At 59.3% G+C, this 13,893-nt stretch carries 15 protein-coding genes and 1 tRNA gene; 10 read left to right on the forward strand and 6 right to left on the reverse strand.

The window, feature by feature from the left end:
• Positions 1 to 17: 17 nt before the first annotated feature.
• Complete coding sequence (locus ACKJSM_RS02190; protein WP_410236522.1) at positions 18 to 245, reverse strand: hypothetical protein; 228 nt, start codon at positions 243 to 245, stop codon at positions 18 to 20.
• Positions 246 to 530: 285 nt separating this feature from the next.
• Here ACKJSM_RS02190 and ACKJSM_RS02195 point away from each other — a divergent pair.
• Positions 531 to 607, forward strand: a tRNA-Arg gene (locus ACKJSM_RS02195).
• Positions 608 to 669: 62 nt separating this feature from the next.
• Here ACKJSM_RS02195 and ACKJSM_RS02200 read toward each other — a convergent pair.
• The gene (locus tag ACKJSM_RS02200) at positions 670 to 2,040 is read right to left on the reverse strand and encodes a lysozyme inhibitor LprI family protein (RefSeq protein ID WP_410236523.1); all 1,371 of its coding nucleotides are present in this window, start codon (positions 2,038 to 2,040) and stop codon (positions 670 to 672) included.
• 215 nt (positions 2,041 to 2,255) lie between these two features.
• On the opposite strand from ACKJSM_RS02200, the gene ACKJSM_RS02205 reads away from it, so the two are divergent.
• From ACKJSM_RS02205 to ACKJSM_RS02220, 4 genes are all read left to right on the forward strand, one after another.
• Positions 2,256 to 3,860: a tetratricopeptide repeat-containing response regulator gene (locus ACKJSM_RS02205; protein ID WP_085745116.1), complete on the forward strand. Its 1,605-nt coding sequence runs from the start codon at positions 2,256 to 2,258 to the stop codon at positions 3,858 to 3,860.
• Positions 3,857 to 4,549 carry a sensor histidine kinase gene (locus ACKJSM_RS02210; RefSeq protein WP_236177886.1) on the forward strand — a complete coding sequence of 231 codons (693 nt, stop codon included), beginning with the start codon at positions 3,857 to 3,859 and terminating at the stop codon, positions 4,547 to 4,549. The genes ACKJSM_RS02205 and ACKJSM_RS02210 overlap by 4 nt, the downstream gene beginning before the upstream one ends.
• Positions 4,550 to 4,768: 219 nt before the next feature.
• Positions 4,769 to 6,010: a glutamine synthetase family protein gene (locus ACKJSM_RS02215; RefSeq protein ID WP_236178105.1), complete on the forward strand. Its 1,242-nt coding sequence runs from the start codon at positions 4,769 to 4,771 to the stop codon at positions 6,008 to 6,010.
• 68 nt (positions 6,011 to 6,078) lie between these two features.
• Positions 6,079 to 7,443: an MFS transporter gene (locus tag ACKJSM_RS02220; protein ID WP_410236524.1), complete on the forward strand. Its 1,365-nt coding sequence runs from the start codon at positions 6,079 to 6,081 to the stop codon at positions 7,441 to 7,443.
• A gap of 60 nt (positions 7,444 to 7,503) precedes the next feature.
• On the opposite strand, the gene ACKJSM_RS02225 is transcribed toward ACKJSM_RS02220, so the two are convergent.
• The 4 genes from ACKJSM_RS02225 to flgA all read right to left on the reverse strand — a co-directional run bounded on the left by ACKJSM_RS02225 (position 7,504) and on the right by flgA (position 10,156).
• Positions 7,504 to 8,250 (reverse strand): flagellar brake protein, encoded by a 747-nt coding sequence (locus tag ACKJSM_RS02225; RefSeq protein ID WP_236177888.1) that lies wholly within the window; start codon positions 8,248 to 8,250, stop codon positions 7,504 to 7,506.
• Positions 8,251 to 8,345: 95 nt separating this feature from the next.
• Positions 8,346 to 8,813, reverse strand: a complete 468-nt coding sequence (locus tag ACKJSM_RS02230) for a flagella synthesis protein FlgN (protein WP_236177889.1) — start codon at positions 8,811 to 8,813, stop codon at positions 8,346 to 8,348.
• A gap of 48 nt (positions 8,814 to 8,861) precedes the next feature.
• Positions 8,862 to 9,188 (reverse strand): flagellar biosynthesis anti-sigma factor FlgM, encoded by a 327-nt coding sequence (gene flgM / locus ACKJSM_RS02235; protein ID WP_339487455.1) that lies wholly within the window; start codon positions 9,186 to 9,188, stop codon positions 8,862 to 8,864.
• A 206-nt stretch (positions 9,189 to 9,394) separates the two neighbouring features.
• Complete coding sequence (gene flgA, locus ACKJSM_RS02240) at positions 9,395 to 10,156, reverse strand: flagellar basal body P-ring formation chaperone FlgA (protein WP_236177891.1); 762 nt, start codon at positions 10,154 to 10,156, stop codon at positions 9,395 to 9,397.
• An 82-nt stretch (positions 10,157 to 10,238) separates the two neighbouring features.
• Here flgA and ACKJSM_RS02245 point away from each other — a divergent pair, with 82 nt between their 5' ends.
• The 5 genes from ACKJSM_RS02245 to flgD all read left to right on the forward strand — a co-directional run bounded on the left by ACKJSM_RS02245 (position 10,239) and on the right by flgD (position 13,884).
• Positions 10,239 to 11,171, forward strand: coding sequence for a chemotaxis protein CheV (locus ACKJSM_RS02245; protein WP_007960326.1), 933 nt, complete (start codon positions 10,239 to 10,241; stop codon positions 11,169 to 11,171).
• Positions 11,172 to 11,218: 47 nt separating this feature from the next.
• On the forward strand, positions 11,219 to 12,046 hold the full coding sequence (cheR, locus tag ACKJSM_RS02250) for a protein-glutamate O-methyltransferase CheR (RefSeq protein WP_007960327.1): 828 nt from the start codon (positions 11,219 to 11,221) through the stop codon (positions 12,044 to 12,046).
• A 239-nt stretch (positions 12,047 to 12,285) separates the two neighbouring features.
• On the forward strand, positions 12,286 to 12,693 hold the full coding sequence (gene flgB / locus ACKJSM_RS02255) for a flagellar basal body rod protein FlgB (RefSeq protein WP_007960328.1): 408 nt from the start codon (positions 12,286 to 12,288) through the stop codon (positions 12,691 to 12,693).
• A 3-nt stretch (positions 12,694 to 12,696) separates the two neighbouring features.
• On the forward strand, positions 12,697 to 13,140 hold the full coding sequence (gene flgC / locus ACKJSM_RS02260; protein WP_054593596.1) for a flagellar basal body rod protein FlgC: 444 nt from the start codon (positions 12,697 to 12,699) through the stop codon (positions 13,138 to 13,140).
• A gap of 15 nt (positions 13,141 to 13,155) precedes the next feature.
• Positions 13,156 to 13,884, forward strand: coding sequence for a flagellar hook assembly protein FlgD (gene flgD / locus ACKJSM_RS02265; RefSeq protein WP_410236525.1), 729 nt, complete (start codon positions 13,156 to 13,158; stop codon positions 13,882 to 13,884).
• Positions 13,885 to 13,893 lie beyond the last annotated feature (9 nt).

The raw sequence follows: 13,893 nt of genomic DNA on the forward strand, positions 1-13,893 counted from the left end.
GTACTCCTGAAGATATTTCAAAAAACCAGACGTTCAGTCGAATTCGCCGGCAACGCTTGTTCAGGCTCGCTGACCGCTTGCGGGGCGAAGCTCTGGTCGCTCAACACCGCCCATTGCGGCGCCTTCTGCACTTGCAGGTAATGCGGCATGCGCGCGGCCACTCTCTCGTTGTCCTCGGGGACGAAGTGAAAGCCCACCAGGGCGGCCAGTGCGATTGCGTTTGCGAACACGAGGGCGCTGTTCATGAGACGAGTCTCCGATTGTTCTTGTATAAGAACCGATAAAGCAGCCGTCGTGCCAATAGTCTAACCGCTGTTAAGTCCTTTAAAAACAAGCATTTAGAATGGCTTTTCGAAGAGGGGGCATTGCATTCTGCAATGATGGCTTTTTCGCGATGGTGCAAATTGCACGGTAAAACGTCCGGCACTCTTGCAGGGCGCCTGCCTACACTTAAAAAGCCCTGCGGACGACATGACAAAACAGGGCCCTGCCGTTAACATGCACGCCGTCTGTCGCACCGACAGTCCTGTGTCCCAGTAGCTCAATTGGATAGAGCATCCCCCTCCTAAGGGGAAGGTTGGCAGTTCGAACCTGCCCTGGGACACCATCTATTGAAAAAGCCCCGCGCAGATTGATCTGGCGGGGCTTTTTGCTGCGTTTGATAACGGTCTAGAGCGTCTCGGCGCCACCTTCGGCTTTGCCAATTGACGTGCTGACCTGGGTAATATGCCGACGCCCGTTGACCGAATATCCGCGCTCCTGGTCCTCGGCCTCTGGCTTGCGCATTGTCAGTTTGGCGAAGAGCCCATTCGTTTTATCGTAGCTACCGAACCAGTTGATCAGTCTGGCGATATAACAATCATCACCAATGATCACGGGGAAATCGGCGACAGGTTCGATCGCGTAGTAGCTCGCACCGTAGCCGTAGTACTCCTCGATGTCCTTGGCAGATTGGGGGATGGGGCAGAGTGGCTTTCTCTGCTGTCCCGTCATCCCCGCATTTGCGTTCAAACCGGTCACAGCTTTGACGAGTGTTTTCTGCAGGGGCGGTTCCAGTTCGTAGGCTTTATCGCTGTCCTCGATGTACTGAGTGTGTGGAACGGTCAATTGGTAGCCATAGTGCACGCTGACCGTCGGCACCTGCCGGTTGATTTTCAGGGGATTGAGCAGGTAGACCTGATCTTCGCCGTAGCTGCCGTTTCGGTAGGCGAAGTAGATTTTTCCGCGAGTGCCGATCAGGTACACGGCCTGATTGGCACCGCGGTCATTGGTATAGAAAAGGACGCTGTCGTTACTGGTCTGAGGGGCAATCTCAGCCGTTCTCCTGATAAATCTGCCGTCGGCCCGACGCCAGGTTTCCGTGTAATGAAACATCCCGGTGCCGCCAGCGTAGGTTTCCACGATGAGGTCGCGTTGGCCGTCACCATCCAGATCCATCAGGGTGTACGAGGTTTGACCCGACTCTGCGGCTCCCTTGATACCGGAGGCCAGCAGTGCTTTCCACTCGTCTTGAGTGACATCTTTGGGAATGGTCGTAGGGAAGAGTGGTTGTTCATCTCCATCCAGCTCGGCTGAAAATGAGGTGCCAGTCTCGTCGACGGTCAGTGAATCCAGTGCCCGCTCCAGCGCAAACTCTGGATTCTCCTTGCTCATCTCCCGAACCCGCTGCTGCAAATCCTTCATGACCTGCTTATCAATGTCGTCCGGTTTGTAAGCGACAGCCTCGATCCACTCTGCGTGCAAGACCTGCAAACGATCCTGATAACGCTGCTTCAGGCAGGTGACGTCCTCGACACACTGATCACGCTCCTTCAGCCACTGGCGCTGGGCCTTTTTCACTTCGGCCTGCACCGGTGCAGCCTTCATCAATTTCCGGTAAGCCGCCCCCATCTGCGCATCCAGCTCATATAGCGGCTTGTCCGCGCAAATCGCCTTCTCCACAGCACTCGCCGCCTTTGTGCAGTCCATTGCGCTCGCCAGTGCCTGCTGAAAAAACAGCAGCGCACAGGCCGACACGATGTAGCGTCCCTTGATGTACACGATGAATCCTTTGCCGTTGGAAGGTGAGAACCGCCGCGCAGGTTAATCCCTGCGCAACGAATCTTGAACCCCGGCTTCAAGAGAACCGCTGATCCGGCCGATAACCCGTTCGGTGACTACAGAGTCGCGCGAAATCGCTTGATAGCATTTGGCCGGCGGCTATCATCTGCGCGCCTGGAAATGGTCCATCTTCTTCAATTGCCTGGAAATCCTCGATGCTGTCGTATCACCAAAAGAGTTTTCTGATCGTCGATGATTTCTCGGATTTCCGCAGTTCCGTGCGTTCGATGTTGCGCGAGTTGGGCGTCAAGGATGTGGACACCGCCGACACCGGTGAGCAGGCGCTGAAAATGTGTGCGCAGAAGTCTTACGATTTCATCCTCCAGGACTTCCACCTCGGTGACGGCAAGAAGAACGGTCAGCAGGTGCTGGAAGACCTGATGATGGAGAAGCTGATCAGCCACGAAGCGGTGTTCGTGATGGTCACGGCCGAAACCAGTCAGGCGATGGTACTCAGTGCCCTGGAGCACGAGCCGGACGCGTACCTGACCAAGCCGTTTAACCGCTCTGGCCTGGCTCAGCGCCTGGAGCGTCTGGAGCAGCGCAAGACCCTGCTCAAGCCGATTCTGCAAGCCCTCGACCGCGGCAAGCCGGTGGAAGTGCTCAACGCCTGCATCGCCCTGTGCAAGCAGGACATCCGTTATTCGCCGCTGTGCCTGCGCTATCGCGCCGATGCGTTGCGCGACATGAACCAGAACGAAGCGCTCGAGCGCCTTTACGACAGCATCATCGCCGACCGGCCGTTGCCGTGGGCGTTTGCCGGCTTGGGCAAGTTGCTGTTCAAGCGCGGTCAGGTCAGTCAGGCCAAGGGCGTGTACGAAAAAGCCCTGAAAGTCTTCCCGATGATGCCGGCGCTGTATGACGGCATGGCTGATGTGCTGGTCGCCGAAGGCGACACCAAAGGCGCGCAGCAGGTGCTGGAGGAAGCGATTCGCCTGTCGCCGCTGGCCGTGCGCCGTCAGGCGTTGCTGGGCAAGCTGGCGATGGCCAACGAAGATTTCGACACTGCTTCCCGGGCTTATCGCCAGGCGGTGAATCAGGGCGCGCAATCGCGGTTCAAGGATCCGGAAAGCAATCTGGGCCTAGCCCACGCGCTGATCAGCAAGGGCAGCGAGCGCGGGCTCGATACCCGTACGCGGCTGGAGATCAACACCACACTGAGTGCGGTGGCGAAGGAAAACCCGACCGATCCGGGCCTGCAGATTCGCGCGCGTCTGATGAAGGCTACAAGTCTGTTGCTCAACGATGCCGAGACCGCCGAAAAGCTCACCGAACAAGCGCTGATGCGCCTGGACGGCATGGAGCAGTTCATGAGCCCCGAGGCCGCGTTGCTGGTCGCCAAGCAATTGCAGATGCTCGGCCAGGCCGAGGCGGGCACGTCGATGCTCAAGAGCTGTGCGGAAATCTACGGCGATGACCCGACGGTGATGAAAGACATCGCCAAGCTCACCGATGACCCGACTATTCTCAGCTCCAGTAACGCCGCCGCCGACCTCAACCGGCAGGGCGTGCGCGTGTACAAGACCGGCAACCTGGTGGAGGCCCGCGAGGTGTTCCGCAAGGCGCTGAAGATGCAACCAAAGAACATCAGTATTGCGCTGAACATGGCCCAGTCGCTGCTGCACGGCACCGACACCAATGTGCCGTCGGCGGAGCTGGAAGAATGCCGGGCCTGCCTGAAACTGGTGGGCATGATGCCCGATACCGACGCGCGTTATCCGCGTTATCAGAAGCTGAAAAGCAAGGCGTTTGGCGAATGAACCAAGACGAGCAGGCACTGGATTTTTCCACGGTGATCGCCTCCACCGTGCACGACATGAAGAACTCTCTGGCGATGCTGATGCAGGCCCACAGCCAATGGCTGGCGCGCTTGCCCGAAGCGCAGCGCCAGGGGCCGGAGCAGGGCGTGATCGACTTCGAGTTCGCCCATCTCAACGGCATGCTGGTGCAGTTGCTCGGGCTGTACAAGCTCGGGGTCAATCAGATGCCGTTGCAGCCGGCCTATCACGAGCTGGATGACTTCATCGAGGCGCAACTGGCGGCGCATCAGGACGTGTTCGCCAGCCGTGGCATCATCGCCACTTACGAAGTCGATCCGCTCAGTCCGCTGGGCTTCTTCGATCGTGAGCTGATCGCCTCGGTGCTGGGCAACTGCATCAACAACGCGATCCGCTACGCCCGTGAATCGCTGCTGATCACCGTCAGCGACGAAGCCGGGCAATTGGTGCTGAGCATCAATGACGACGGCGACGGTTACCCGGCCCAAATGCTTGAGCGCCAGTCCGATTATGTGCAGGGCATCAACCACAGCAGTGGCAGCACTGGCCTTGGTCTGTACTTCGCCGGGCGCATCGCTGCGCTGCATCAGCGCAACGGTGTAGGCGGACGTACCGAAATCCGCAATGGCGGCCCGTTGGGCGGTGGTGTGTTCAGTATTTACCTGCCCTGAATCACGGATTCATCGACCGGCATTCTTTTTGTTGGCTGCTGCTTGATATTCCGAACAGCCGAAGCCTATTTTGTCCGGGTCGCCGCTCGCGGCTCGCACAATAACAAGGATTGCGTCATGACAACCGATGGCCAGCGTTCACTCGCGCAGCGATTGACGGGCATTGATGAGATTGAATGTGTCACGCCGGATTTGAACGGCGTGCCACGGGGCAAGGTAATGACCGCCGAGGGCTTCCTCGAAGGGCGGCGTTTGCAGCTGGCCCGGGGGGTGCTGCTGCAATGCATCATGGGCGGTTATCCCGCCGCGAAATTCTATGGCAGCGATGACGGCGATCTGGCGCTGGTGGCCGATCCTGCGCAGATCCATCCTTTGCCATGGAGCCAGGAACCGCGCGCTCTGGCCATCTGTGATGCCGACGAACTGACCGGCGAAAGCTCCAACCTGTCGACCCGTGGTCAGCTCAAGAAGGTCATTGCCCGCTACGCAGCCCTCGGTCTGGCGCCGGTGGTGGCGACCGAACTTGAATTCTTTGTGTTCGCGCCGAACACCGACCCGACCCAGCCGTTCCAGCCGCCAGTCGGTCTCGACGGCCGTCGCGAGGACGGTCATTCGGCGTTCAGCGTCAGCTCCAACAACGGTCTGCGGCCGTTCTTCAGTGAAGTCTATAAATGCATGGCGGCCCTTGGTCTGCCGCGCGACACCTTCATGCACGAAATGGGCGTCAGCCAGTTCGAGATCAACCTGCTGCACGGTGATCCGCTGTTGCTGGCCGACCAGACCTTCCTGTTCAAGCACCTGCTCAAGGAGGTCGCGCTCAAGCACGGTCTGACCGTGGTGTGCATGGCCAAGCCGCTGGCGCACACGCCGGGCAGTTCGATGCACATTCACCAGAGCATCGTCGAAATCGGCAGCGGCAAGAATGTGTTCAGCGACGCCGACGGTCAGCCGACCGCGATGTTCCGCCACTTCATTGGCGGGCAGCAGGCGGGCATGGCTGATTTCACCGCGCTGTTTGCGCCGAACGTCAATTCGTATCAGCGGCTGTGCCATCCGTTTGCATCGCCGAACAACGCCTGCTGGTCCCACGACAACCGCGCCGCCGGCCTGCGCATTCCGGCCAGTTCGCCGGTCGCGCGTCGGGTCGAGAACCGCTTGCCGGGGGCCGATGCCAACCCGTACCTGGCGATTGCCGCGAGCCTGGCCGCCGGCTTGTACGGCATCGAGCATGAACTCGAACCAAGCGAAGCAATTCAGGGCGAGTTCCAAGTGCCGGACAATCTTTCGCTGCCGTGTACCTTGCACGCGGCGCTCGAACGTCTGAAACGCAGCCAGCTTGCAAAGGAACTGTTCGGCACGGAGTTCATCGAAGGTTACATCGCTTCGAAGACCATGGAGTTGACCAGTTTCTTTGATGAAATCACTCCCTGGGAACGCCGTGTTCTAGCAGCCCAGGCCTGACGAAATGTCGCCGTCGGGCTATCGTTTGATAGCCCGATACTTACTGCAAGGAGCCGCTCGGAACGCCGATGCGCCAAATCTGGAAATCCTTTCGAGCGCTGTATTTCGCCTCGCTGATGATGTTGATCGGCTCGGGCCTTCTTTCTACTTATCTGGCTTTGCGTCTGGCTGCCGACGATGTCGACGGGTTGTGGGTCGGTGCGTTGATGGCGGCCAACTACTTCGGTCTGGTGCTGGGCGGCAAGATCGGTCACCGCCTGATTGCCCGGGTCGGGCATATCCGGGCCTACTCGGCGTGTGCCGGGATCGTCGGCGCGGCGGTGCTCGGTCATGGCTTGGTGGACTGGCTGCCGGCCTGGCTGGTGCTGCGGACCATCGTCGGCCTCGGCATGATGTGCCAGTACATGGTCATCGAGAGCTGGCTGAACGAGCAGGCCGACGCCAATCAGCGGGGACTGGTGTTCAGCGGCTACATGATCGCGTCGTATCTGGGGCTGGTGCTCGGTCAGCTGATTCTGGTCATGCACCCGGGTCTTGGTCTGGAACTGCTGATGCTGGTCGCGCTGTGCTTCGCTCTGTGTCTGGTGCCGGTGGCGCTGACCCGACGGATTCACCCGGCGCCGCTGCATCCGGCGCCGATGGAGCCGCGCTTCTTTATCAAGCGCGTGCCACAGTCGCTGAGCACGGTGCTCGGGGCAGGGCTGATCATCGGTTCGTTCTACGGCCTGGCGCCGCTGTATGCCTCGCAGCAGGGGCTGTCCACCGAACAGGTCGGTCTGTTCATGGGGAGCTGCATTTTTGCCGGGCTCGTGGTGCAGTGGCCGCTGGGGTGGTTGTCCGACCGCTATGACCGGGCGCTGCTGATCCGTTGCTTTGCGCTGTTCCTGGCGGTCGCTGCATTACCGCTGGCGATCCTGCCGCAAGTGCCGCTGGAGGTGCTGTTCGTGGTCGGCTTCCTCTGCTCGCTGGTGCAGTTTTGCCTGTACCCGCTGGCGGTAGCGTTCTCCAATGACCACGTCGAAGGCGAGCGTCGGGTGTCGCTGACGGCGATGTTGCTGGTGACTTACGGCGTGGGCGCCAGTGTCGGGCCGCTGGCGGCCGGCGTGCTGATGAAACTGTTCGGGCCGCAGAGCCTGTACGCGTTCTTCACCTTTTTCGCGTTGGTGCTGGTGTGGCGGATCCGGCCGAAAGCCGTGACCAATCTGCACCAGGTCGACGATGCGCCGCTGCATCACGTGGCGATGCCGGACAGCATGTCCAGTTCACCGCTGGTGGCGGCGCTTGACCCGCGGGTTGATGAGCAGGTGGTGCAGGAGCAGATGCAGAATACGGTCGCTCCGGAGCCTGAACCTGAACCCGAGCCAGAACCTGTCGCACCAACCGATTCGACAATCGAAGGTGAGGGGCCGGACATCAGCCCCGCCAGACCTTGATTCAGGCATAAAAAAACGGGCAGTCACCGCAGTGACTGCCCGTTTTTTCATGCCTGCCGATCAGAGGTCGTCTTTATCGAACCGACGCGCTTCGCGTTGCAGTTGATAAACGAAACGCTCGACGTTGCGCGCCGCCGGGCCGCTGATGTTGTGAAAGCGCAGGCCGGCGAAGGTGATGTTGAGTTTTTCTTCGAAGTGCAGGTAGCGCAATTCGACGGAGGCTGGTTGGTTGCCGAACAGCGGCGCGGCGATCAGCCGATCGTAGACCTGACCCAGTTGCAGACGGTCGGTGATGTCGCCTTCGAAGCGCAGTTTGCAGCCGGTGGCCGAGATATCCAGCAGTTTGCCGCCGATAGGCGACTTGAGTTTTTCGCCACCCAGTTCGACGCTGACCAGGTCGGTCAGCTTCAGGGCGGCGCGGAAAGCATTGCGGCGCTGGTGATAAACCACTTCGGCGGGCAGGTCGCCGGTGTAGAAGCGATCGCCACTGGATTCTTCGATTTTAAGCGTGCCGTTACATTCCCAGGCAATGCGCACACCGTCATGAAAACCTTCGACCTTGAATGGCTCGCCGGCGAGCAGAAAACGTTCGCCATCGCGCGGGATCATTTCATCCAGGGCAATCGTGGCGGTTTCCCGGTCAACCTTGATCAAGTAGCTCTGGAAGCGCTGGCTGCGCTCGTGGAAGGTGATGATCAGTGGATCATGGCTTTCTTGCAGCTGGCGCAGGTTGCTGGAGATTTCCAGAGGTGTAGTGAGCACCTTTGGGGGCTGCGGAGCATCATCCGCGCTGAGGACGTTGGACACGTTAAATCAATCTCCAGACAAAATTTGACTACGGCTGGCCAGTATTTTGCCAGCATGTTTCGCACGTTGATAGGGCGCAAGCATGGAAGAAAGCATCACGCCTGGCTGAGCGCCCGTGGTTTCTGCAGTTTGGAGAAGGTGCCACTGGCATCGTAGAGCGCGGGTGGCTCGCCGCCGGTGAGGATTTTCAGCTGATTGGCCGTGGCGGCCTGCTGCATGACGATCGACTGGCCATTTCTGGCATTGGCGGCCTGGCACTGGGCGATCAGATCGGTCAGGACATCACTCTGGCTCAGCAACTGGTCGCCGATGCTCGACTGGCTGGCCAGTTGTTCCAGACCGGCGCGATCGATCGACAGATTGAGGCTGGCGAGGATTTCGCTGCGTTTGCGGCCATGCTGTTCGAGCAGAATGATCAATGCCTGCTTGCGCGCCAGAATCTCTTCCAGCAAAGGCATGTCGCGACCGTGCAAGGCGAGGGACTCGGTTTGCAGTAACTCCAGCAATTGTTGAGCTGGAGCAAAGTCGTCGATGATCAGTTGCAATAAATTAGTGTCGTGCATGGCTGGCCTTGGGTTTTAAGCGTCCAAAAGCCTGGCGCTGACCGAGGCCTAGCGCTGGGCTTCGAAGTTGAGCAGTTTGCTGGCTACACGGTTGCTGTCGACCTTGTAGCTGCCATCGGCAATCGCTGCTTTCAACTCGGCCACACGGGCCTTGTCGACGGCAGGCTGATCGCGCAGCTTGTCAGTGATCTTCTGCAACTGTTGAGCCTCATTGCTGAGGTGTACCGATTCCCCGCTTTTTGCGGTACTGGCCTGTTCGGCCGGGGTATTCAGCGGCGCGGAGGTGCCGGTTTCGGCGGTTTCCTTGGCGTTGCTGGTACGTGTACTGCCCGTAAGTGACGAGGAGCTGTTCAAACGGCTGAAATCGATGACCATGTTAAAAACCTCTGGGAATTTGGACGCTTGCCATGTTCTCGGCCATCCCCTGGAAAACTTTAGGCTCATTTAGCAATGAGCTTGCATGCGCCGTAGCAGATCCTGCTGCGGCACAGTTTAGGGAACAGCTCTGGTCAGCGCCAGTTTTCTGCTTGAGTACTCAGGGGCTTTTCAAATATCCGTTCATCCTGCCGCTCACATTACCGCTACATGGCCACTTCCACCTGGCCGGGCGCGATCACCTGCGCCTTGATAACCCGTTGGGAATTGAGGTTTTTCACCCGAATCTGTTCTTTCAGGCCACCGTTGGACAGGGCTTCGCCCGGCATCCGGACGGCGAGGGTGCCGCTGCGGGCGATGATCACCACTTGATCGCCCTTGCGAACCACTTCCGCCTGTTCCAGATGCACCAGGGTAATGACTTGATCGGCGACCGTTGGTCGGGTCAATTTCTGCCCGATGGCTTCATCCACCGACGTCAGGAAACCCTGGTTGATCGTGCTGACGTCGCGCTCGCGCAAGGTCACGTCCTGGGGCTCGATAATGCCGGCGCGCTTGAGTGGCCGCGTGGTGGTGACAATCTCGCGAAACAGGCGGACTTGAGCGGGCACGAACACCGTCCAGGGGGAGGCGCCTTCGCAGCGGACCTTGACCGTGACACGGCCCAGAGGACGTGCCGGACTCTCCAGTGTCGCTGTCAATTCCTTGTCGCACATAGGCATGCGCATGCGTGGATCGAGCTGGTTGACCTCGATTTCATATCGGCCTTCCGTTTGACTGGTGGCCAGATAGTCTTCTACGGTGAATTCAAGAAAGCCCTGAGTGACGCCGATAAGCATGTCAGGCAAGGTAACCGCATCAGCAATGGCAGGGCTGCCAGCGAAAAACAGGCAAACGGCGGACATCGCGCAAAGCCCTCTGCGGAGGGGAGATGTCAGGCGTCGGAAAAATGTCGTTTGAGCGTTCATACGAGTTAAAAAGCAAGCGCCGTGCCGTTTAGCAATGAATGTGCGTCGCAACAACACTTGGCGTTGGTGTAGGAGTCTGGGCATGGCTGGTGTAATGGATTCGGTGAACCAGCGCACGCAACTGGTGGGGCAGAATCGCCTGGAGCTGTTGTTGTTCCGTCTCGACGGTCAGCAGCTCTACGGGATCAACGTGTTCAAGGTTCGGGAAGTGCTGCAGTGCCCGCAACTGACGCTGATGCCCAAGTCCAGTCCTGTCGTGTGCGGGGTGGCGAATATCCGGGGGGCGACCATTCCGATCCTTGATCTGGCGATGGCGACCGGCTCCGGTGCTTTGAAAGACAAGAACAGTCCGTTTGTGATCATCACGGAATACAACACCAAGACTCAGGGTTTCCTGGTGCGCTCGGTGGAACGTATCGTGAACATGAACTGGGAAGAGATTCATCCGCCGCCCAAGGGCACCGGACGCGATCATTACCTGACCGCTGTGACTCGGGTCGACAATCAGTTAGTCGAAATCATCGACGTCGAGAAGGTGCTGGCGGAAGTCGCGCCGACCCCGGAAGCGATTTCGGTCGGCGTGGTGGATGTCGAGACCCAGAGCAAGGCGTTGTCGTTGCGGGTGCTGACGGTCGATGACTCGTCGGTGGCGCGCAAGCAGGTGACGCGTTGCCTGCAGACGGTCGGTGTCGAAGTGGTGGCGTTGAACGACGGCAAGCAGGCGCTGGATTACCTGCGCAAGCTGGTCGACGAGGGCAAGAAGCCGGAAGAAGAGTTCCTGATGATGATCTCCGACATCGAAATGCCGGAGATGGACGGGTACACCCTGACGGCCGAGATCCGCAGCGACCCTCGCATGCAAAAGCTTCATATCATCCTGCATACTTCGTTGTCGGGTGTGTTCAATCAGGCGATGGTCAAGAAAGTCGGTGCCGATGACTTCCTGGCCAAGTTCCGTCCTGATGACCTGGCATCCCGGGTAGTCGACCGGATCAAAGCAGCAGACATCAGCTAAGGGCCTTCTGCCCCTGGCGTTCAACACGATTTAAGAGGCGGCATCATTTGTCTACGGGTAATTTGGATTTCGAACAGTTCCGGGTCTTCCTGGAAAAAGCCTGTGGCATTTTGCTCGGTGAAAACAAGCAGTATCTGGTGTCGAGCCGTCTCAACAAACTGATGGAGCAGCAAGGCATCAAGTCCCTGGGTGAGCTGGTTCAGCGCATCCAGACCCAGCCGCGCAGCGGTTTGCGCGAGCAGGTGGTCGATGCCATGACGACCAACGAAACCCTGTGGTTTCGCGACACCTATCCGTTTGAAGTCTTGAAGAACAAGGTGCTGCCCGAAGCGATCAAGGCTGCTCCCAACCAGCGTCTGCGGATCTGGTCGGCAGCCTGCTCGTCGGGTCAGGAACCCTATTCGCTGTCGATGTCGATCGACGAGTTCGAGCGGACCAACATCGGTCAGTTGAAGATGGGCGTGCAGATCGTCGCCACCGATCTGTCCGGCAGCATGCTGACCAACTGCAAGACCGGCGAGTACGACAGCCTGGCGATTGGTCGCGGTCTGTCCGCCGATCGTCTGCAGCGCTACTTTGACCCGAAAGGGCCGGGGCGCTGGGTGATCAAGGCGCCGATCAAGAACCGGGTGGAGTTCCGCTCGTTCAACCTGCTCGACAGTTATGCAAGCCTGGGCAAGTTCGACATCGTGTTCTGCCGCAACGTGCTGATCTACTTCTCCGCCGAGGTGAAGAAGGACATCCTGTTGCGCATTCACAGCACGCTGAAGCCCGGCGGTTATCTGTTCCTTGGCGCTTCCGAAGCGCTGAATGGTTTGCCGGATCATTACCAGATGGTGCAGTGCAGCCCGGGGATCATCTACCAGGCGAAGTGAAACACCGGCGACACAAGAAACGGGAGTCCTCAGGGGCTCCCGTTTTTTTATGCCTGAAGGTTTTGCCGGTGGCAGGTGGCGGCAGAAAAGCGGCATCCGGCGGAAACCGGTTGCCGCTTTTCTGGCATTGCCGCGTTGCCGGTTCCGCGCAAAGCCCCGTAATCCGGGGCTTTCTCAAACTGGCACGACGCTTGCTATAACCCAGTTACGAAAAATCCGGTCACCTGAAGGTTCCCGACATGAGCATCAGCTTCGATAAAGCGCTCGGCATTCACGAAAAGGCTCTGGGCTTCCGCGCCCAGCGTGCCGAAGTGCTGGCCAACAACATCGCCAACGCCGACACCCCGAACTACAAGGCGCGGGATCTGGAGTTCTCCAAAGTGCTTGAAGCACAGAGCCAGAAGAACGCTAACGGCACCATCGCCCTGAACATGACCAACAGCCGTCACATCGAAGCTGAAGGCCTGGGCAATGGCGACGAGTCGCTGATGTATCGCACGCCGATGCAGCCGTCGATCGACCAGAACACCGTGGACGCCCAGCTGGAACAGTCGAACTACGCGGAAAACGCCGTCGGCTTCCAGGCCAGCTTCACCCTGCTCAACAGCAAATTCAAAGGGCTGGTGTCAGCCCTGCGCGGAGAGTAATCCATGTCCCTGTCCAGCGTTTTCAACATTGCCGGCAGCGGCATGAGCGCCCAGACCACCCGTCTCAACACCGTGGCCTCGAACATCGCCAACGCCGAGACCGTCTCGTCGAGCATCGACCAGACCTATCGTGCCCGTCATCCGGTGTTTGCCACCATGTTTCAGGGCGGCCAGAGCGGCGGCAGCAATTCGCTGTTCCAGAACCAGGACGCGGCCGGTCAGGGCGTGCAGGTGCTCGGTGTGGTCGAAGACCAGAGCAACCTCGAAGCGCGCTACGAGCCGAACCATCCGGCGGCCGACGCCAAGGGCTACGTCTACTACCCGAACGTCAACGTGGTGGAAGAAATGGCTGACATGATTTCCGCGAGCCGTTCGTTCCAGACCAACGCTGAAATGATGAACACCGCCAAGACCATGATGCAGAAGGTACTGACCCTCGGTCAGTGATAAGGGGCGACTGCCATGAGTGTTACCGATACCACCAGCAGCCTGACGATGAACGACATACTGGCCAACTCTTCGAAGAAGACCAGTAGCACCACCACCGGCGGCATCGCTTCGGCCACCAACAGCTCGACCGGCGGCCAGGCCCTGGGCAAGGACGCGTTCCTGCAACTGCTGGTGACCCAGCTGAAAAACCAGAACCCGCTCGACCCGCAGGACAACAGCGCATTCGTTGCCCAGCTGGCGCAGTTCAGCAGCCTCGAGGGGATCACCACCCTCAACAGCACCGTCAGTTCGCTGGCCGGCAACTACAACTCGTCGCAAGCGTTGCAGGCGTCGTCGCTGGTGGGTCGCAATGTGATTGTGCAGACCAACACGGTTCAGCTGGACGATCCGAGCAAAGGCATGACCGGTTCGGTCACCGTCCCGTCGTCGATTGCCGGCGGTACCGTCACCATCACCGACAGCAGTGGTGCCACCGTTCGTACCATCGATCTGGGCAGTCGCGCCGCCGGCAATGCGAGCTTCACCTGGGACGGCAAGGACAAGGACGGCAATCTGGTGAAAACCGGTACCTACACCTTCAAGGCCAACGCCTCGATCAACGGCACCGCGACCGACCTGGCGACCTACCTGCCCGCCACGGTCACCAGCGTGACGATCAGCCAGACCGGTGGCGAGTTGATGCTCAACCTGTCCGGCAAGGGCACCGTCGCCCTGTCCAAAGTACAAACCATTGGTATATAGAGCCGACCA

Source organism: Pseudomonas sp. PHC1, from assembly GCF_046487845.1.
Taxonomy (GTDB): Bacteria; Pseudomonadota; Gammaproteobacteria; order Pseudomonadales; family Pseudomonadaceae; genus Aquipseudomonas; species Aquipseudomonas sputi.